This window comes from Pseudomonas sp. PA-4-8C, from assembly GCF_021606625.1.
Lineage (GTDB): Bacteria > Pseudomonadota > Gammaproteobacteria > Pseudomonadales > Pseudomonadaceae > Aquipseudomonas > Aquipseudomonas lactis.
This window is the reverse complement of record NZ_WKCD01000335.1, coordinates 1-5438: the sequence shown is the minus strand read 5'-3', so window position 1 is coordinate 5438 and position 5438 is coordinate 1. Positions and strand designations below refer to the sequence as shown.

Sequence of the window (5438 nt, the reverse complement as noted above, 5' to 3'; positions counted from 1 at the left end):
GTTTTGAAGACCAGCCACAGCAGGTAGATCACGCCCGCATAACGGATCAGGTCGAATGCCGGCGGCCAACTGGCGACCACCGCCGTCACCCCCATGGCGGTCAATGCCGTCAGCAGCAGGTCGGCCACGCCGATGCCCAGGGCCGAGGCAACACCGCCGCGCCAGCCATGGGTGACACCCTGGCTGATGACAAACGCCATGTTCGGCCCCGGTGACAGCAGCAACAGCAACACAGCGCCGGAAAAAACGCCGAGTGTGACAAGGCTGATCATGCTTGAACCGTCCACCTGCAAAAACTGCAGATTAATCGGTGCTTCCAGCCCCTACAAAAAATTGTGCTGGATACATTGCTCACGCAGCGAACCCAGTGATTGCTGAATGCCACGACCAACGTCTAGAATGCGAAACATTATCAATTAAGCCTGCTGCGCCAGGATGACCATGTCGAGCGATCACCCACTGGACCCTGCTGCCATCGGCCAGCTTTACCAAGCCCACCATTCCTGGCTGCGGGGCTGGTTGAGCCGGCGCACGGGTTGCCATGAGCGCGCCGCTGACCTCGCGCAGGACACCTTCGTGCGCCTGCTCAACGCGCGTCAGCAACAGACTTTGCAGCAGCCGCGCGCTTATCTGAGCAGCATCGCACGCAGCTTGATGATCGACCAATACCGGCGCCGCGAGCTGGAACGCGCCTACCTGGAAAGCCTGGCGCACTTTGCGCAAATGGAGGTGCCGAGCGAAGAAACACGGCGGCTGATCCTCGACAGCCTGGAGCGCATTGACCGTCTGCTCGACCAGCTCAAGCCGAGGGTGCGCGAGGCGTTCCTGTTGGCCCAATTGGACGGCCTGACCTGCCCGCAGATCGCCTTGCGCCTGGGCGTGTCCAAGGCCACGGTGGAACGCGACCTGTCCAAGGCGCTGCACGCCTGTTACCGGTTGCGCTATGCCGACTCCTGACTCGCGCCTGGTCGACCAGGCCATCCAGTGGATGATCAAGTTGCGCTATAACACCGCCGACGACGCCAGCACCGCGGCCTTTGAACAGTGGCTGCACACCAGCGACGCGCATCAACAGGCCTGGCATCGGGTCGCCACCCTGAATGACGATTTCAACCACTTGCCAGCGCATGTCAGTCGCCATGCACTCGACGGCGCACGCCAGCACATCAGCCGTCGTGAAAGCCTGAAACTGCTCGGGCTGTTTGCCGGCGCCGCAGGTTTAGCCTGGCTTGGCCGCGACTACACGCCCCTGCCCGCCTTAATGGCGGACTACCGCACCGCCACCGGCGAGCGGCGCTGGGTAGCATTGGAGGATGGCAGCAAAGTCCAGCTCAACAGCGCCAGCGCCGTCGACATTACTCCTGGCGCCGAACAACGGCTGGTGAACCTGCGCCAGGGTGAAATTTTGATCAATACCGGGGCCGACCACCGTGCGCTATGGGTGCATACCCGCGATGGTTACCTGCGCGCCCTCGGCACGCGCTTGCTGGTGCGCGAAGAACCCCAAGGCACCTTGCTGGCCGTGCAACAGGGTGCAGTGGCGGTGTTTACCGACCGCTATGACGGCGCCGCACGCCAAGTGATCAAGCCGGGCGAACAGGTGATGTTCAATCGTAGCAGCATTCGCCCGTCCCCCAACAACGGCCTGGACCCATGGGCCTGGAGTGACGGCGTGATCAGCGCCCACAATATGCGCCTGGAGGACTTCCTGGCCGAGCTGGGTCGCTATCGCAATGGGTTGCTGCGTTGCAGCGAAGCCGTGGCGGGGCTGCGGGTGTCGGGCACTTACCAACTGGACGACACCGACCAGGTGCTCAAGTTGGTGGCGCAATCGCTGGCAATCGATGTGACCTACCGTAGCCGTTACTGGGTGACCGTCTCCGCGCGCGCGTGACCGACCAAAAATAAATGAGGTGAATTCTCATTGCCATTCGACCTGTAAGGAAAGGCCGATCAACAGGCCCGTGTTGTCCACTTCCTTCAGGAGCATCCCGCGGTCATGCAAGCGTTCCCCTCCCTGCGTTCACCTCTCAGGCACGCCATCAAGGCGACCCTCCTCGGCGCCTGCCTGGCGGCCACTGCCCTTCCGTATACCGCCGGTGCCCAGCCAACCGGCGGCGAACGCCAGACGCGCACCTGGAATATCGCCCCCGGCCCACTGGCCGGCGCCCTCGATCAATTTGCACGGCAGGCCGGTATCAGCGTGTCGTATGACGCAGGCAGCGTAGCCGGCAAAAGCAGTGATGGGCTGGGCGGTACCCTGGAGCCACAACAGGCCCTGAGCCGACTGCTTCAAGGCCAGGGCTTGCAGGCTCAGAGCCAGGGCCCGAACGCTTGGTTACTGTTACCTCAACAGGCCGACAGCTCGACCCTGAACCTGGGCGCCACCACCATTAACGGCGAGCGCCTGGGCGCCACCACCGAAGGCAGCGGCTCCTACACCACCGGCGCCGTGACCATCGGCAAGGGCGAACACAGCCTGCGACGCACGCCGCAATCGGTGAGTGTGATGACCCGCAAGCTGATGGATGACCAAAACATCACCACCATCGACCAATTGCTGGAGCGCACCCCAGGCATCACCAGCTACGAATCGCCCATGGGCGGCAAGTATTTTTACTCCCGGGGCTTCAAGATGCTCGGCCAGTACCAGTTCGATGGTGTACCACTGGACATCGGCAAGGACTACATACAAGCCGACAGTTTCAGCGCGAACATGGCGATTTATGACCGTGTGGAAGTGCTTAAAGGCGCTGCCGGAATGCTCAAGGGCGCCGGCACTGCCAGTGGTGCGGTGAACTTCGTGCGCAAGCGGCCCCAGGACAAGCCCACCACCAGCCTTGGCCTGTCGGCGGGCACCTGGGATAACTATCACGCCGAATTCGACACCGGCGGCCCATTGAACGACAGCGGCACGGTGCGCGGCCGCGCGGCGGTGAGCCAACAGAACCGTGGCTCTTACATGGACCTTGCCAAGCGCCAGGACCAGGCGTTTTACGCGGCCCTGGACATGGATGTCCGCCCTGACACTACCCTGGGCTTCGGAGCCAGCTATGAGGATGTCGACTCCACGCCGTGCTGGAGCGGCCTGCCGCGTTATCGCGACGGCAAAAGCCTCGGCCTGAGCCGCTCCACCTGCCTGGGCCAGGCCTGGAACGATTGGCAAAGCCAGCGCACCACGCTGTTCGCCGATCTGACCCATCACTTCAACGACGACTGGAAGCTCAAAGTCAGCGCCGTACACAGCCGCAACCTGCAAGACATCAAGTACGCCGCCAGCGAAAGCACCGTGGACTATGGCAACCCGGCCCCCACGCTCACCAGCTACGCAGCCTTGCTGGACTACGATCACAAAGACTACGGCCTGGACGCCTACATCGACGGTCAATTTGAAGCCTTTGGCCTGCAACATGAGTTGATCCTCGGCGCCAATGGCAGCCGTGGCACTCAGGACGATGTCTATGCGATCCGCAACCTGCCCCAGCGCCAAAGCGTCTTCAACCCCAACCACCACTTCCCGGAACCTGCCGACGACACCTTCTGGCCCAACATGTACCGTGGCGGCACGGTCAAGGAAACCGCCACTCAATACGGTGCCTACGCCACCTTGCGCCTGCGTCTGGCCGAACCTTTGATGCTGGTTCTGGGCAGTCGCGTCAGTTGGTATGAAAACCGCCGTGAGTCCCTGAACCTGGCCTGGGGCGAGTGGGCCGACCAGGATGCACGCACCAAGGAAACCGGGGTGGTCACGCCGTTTGCCGCGCTGATCTACGACCTCAATGACAACCTTTCGGTGTACGCCAGCTACGCCGATATCTTCCAGCCACAAAGCTCCTACGCTACGGTCAGCGGTTCGGCCCTCAAGCCGAAAATGGGTGAGAACTATGAGTTGGGCATCAAGGGCGAATGGTTTGACGGGCGCCTGAACAGCTCCCTGGCGCTGTTTCGCGCCATCGAAAAAAACGCCGCCCAAACCGATTTCGAGACCCGCTGCGGCAGCTCCTCCGACGGCTACTGCTACACCGACACGGGCAAAGTGCGCGCTCAAGGGGTCGAGGCCGAGCTGAGCGGCGCATTGCTTGAACGCCTGCAGGTGTTCGGCGGCTATACCTACACGCAAACCAAGAACCTGAAAAACATCGACAGTGCCGCCGAAGGCGCGGTGTCCAACACCTACGTACCGCGGCATATGCTGCGTTTGTGGGGCGACTACCAGTTGGACGGTGCGCTGTCGAAATGGACAGTCGGCGCAGGCGTCAACGCCCAAAGCAGTAACTACCGCCTGCAAACCATCAAGCTGGAGCAGGCCGGGTATGCGTTGTGGAGTGCGCGCATTGCGTATCAGGTGGACGACACCTGGACTGTGGCGCTCAACGGCAACAACCTGTTCGATAAAAACTACTACCAGACCGTTGGTACAGCAGGCTGGGGTAACCTCTACGGGGAGCCGCGTAACCTCACGCTGAGCCTCAAAGGCAACTTCTAAGCACTGCATACCCCTCCTGTAGGAGCGAGCTTGCTCGCGAAAAACTCACAGACGCCGCGTTTATTCAGGAAGCACGCGTTATCGTTGACGTCTTTCGCGAGCAAGAACCAGGCGTCCTCGCTCCTACAAAAAAGCCTTGTCCCCCCCCTCCTTCCCGCCGGCAAAAGCTTTTCGTCGCTGGCAGGCAAATCCTCAGGTTTGTTCCTACACTCCAAAAAGCCATCATCGATTCTCGATTATTCTGAAATACCCGCCATACACGTCAACAAACCGTCATATCATGGAGGCATTGAGAGGGACACCGAATAAAACGGACGAAAAGCCAAATCATTGACACAAATCCTCAATGAAGCCACTATTTAGCCATCACCCAGTAAATGCCTGCGTCTAGACAGCCATTACGGTTTACCCAGCAACAGAAGTCGTTCGATTTGCACCACTTGTAATGCATACCTGCCTTATGGATGAGCAAACGAATAGGAACGTTCTGGTGGTGTATTGAGGATCTGATGTATGCGCGGTAAATCGTCGGTTGATAGCCTGTTTTTGACTCGCACCGGTTTCGTTGAGTTTTTTGTCGTTTTCGTAAAACTGATCCATGGGCTGACCGCAATCTCGCCGGCGATCATCCTGTTGTTCTACCCGGACCCTGTCGCAGAACACATGCGCACTCACTACCTGGGCCTGCTGGCGTTCTTTGCGATCCTGACCATTATCTTGTTCCAGGCCCTGGGGGTTTACTCCGATGACCTGTTCAGCAATCGCCTGCGTTTTCGCGTGATGCTGGTGGCCTGGGTCTCGGCGTTTTGCATCCTGTTGTTCATGTGTAAGCGTCCAGCCCGCCCACCTTCTCCTCGAGCACCCCTGCCCGCATCCTCTGTATTTTTCAGCAGGGGATTCACATGGAAACGATGCACGCGCGGCGCGAGTCCTGGGCCAGGCATGTCCAGGC

4 protein-coding genes and 1 pseudogene are annotated in these 5438 nt (G+C 60.3%); 4 read left to right on the top strand and 1 reads right to left on the bottom strand.

Annotated elements, in window-relative coordinates; all coding sequences use genetic code 11:
• Positions 1 to 272, bottom strand: a 272-nt coding sequence (locus GIW04_RS27425; RefSeq protein ID WP_236479388.1) for a LysE family translocator, incomplete at its 3' end; no start/stop codon positions are given.
• Between the two features lie 169 nt (positions 273 to 441).
• On the opposite strand from GIW04_RS27425, the gene GIW04_RS27420 reads away from it, so the two are divergent.
• The 4 genes and pseudogenes from GIW04_RS27420 to GIW04_RS27405 form a co-directional block, all read left to right on the top strand.
• On the top strand, positions 442 to 957 hold the full coding sequence (locus GIW04_RS27420) for a sigma-70 family RNA polymerase sigma factor (RefSeq protein WP_003190219.1): 516 nt from the start codon (positions 442 to 444) through the stop codon (positions 955 to 957).
• Entirely contained in the window at positions 944 to 1894 is a 951-nt protein-coding gene (locus GIW04_RS27415) for a FecR domain-containing protein (RefSeq protein WP_120249153.1), read from the top strand. Before GIW04_RS27420 ends, GIW04_RS27415 begins: the two co-directional genes overlap by 14 nt.
• A gap of 105 nt (positions 1895 to 1999) precedes the next feature.
• Positions 2000 to 4486, top strand: a complete 2487-nt coding sequence (locus tag GIW04_RS27410; protein WP_120249154.1) for a TonB-dependent siderophore receptor — start codon at positions 2000 to 2002, stop codon at positions 4484 to 4486.
• Between the two features lie 513 nt (positions 4487 to 4999).
• Positions 5000 to 5438: pseudogene (locus GIW04_RS27405) on the top strand (hypothetical protein); the annotation flags it as partial.

What these genes read in the sequence shown, in the direction of transcription:
- GIW04_RS27415 (WP_120249153.1), top strand. Translation starts at nt 944, where the DNA reads ATGCCGACTCCTGACTCGCGCCTGGTCGACCAGGCCATCCAGTGGATG.
- GIW04_RS27410 (WP_120249154.1), top strand. Translation starts at nt 2,000, where the DNA reads ATGCAAGCGTTCCCCTCCCTGCGTTCACCTCTCAGGCACGCCATCAAG.
- GIW04_RS27420 (WP_003190219.1), top strand. Translation starts at nt 442, where the DNA reads ATGTCGAGCGATCACCCACTGGACCCTGCTGCCATCGGCCAGCTTTAC.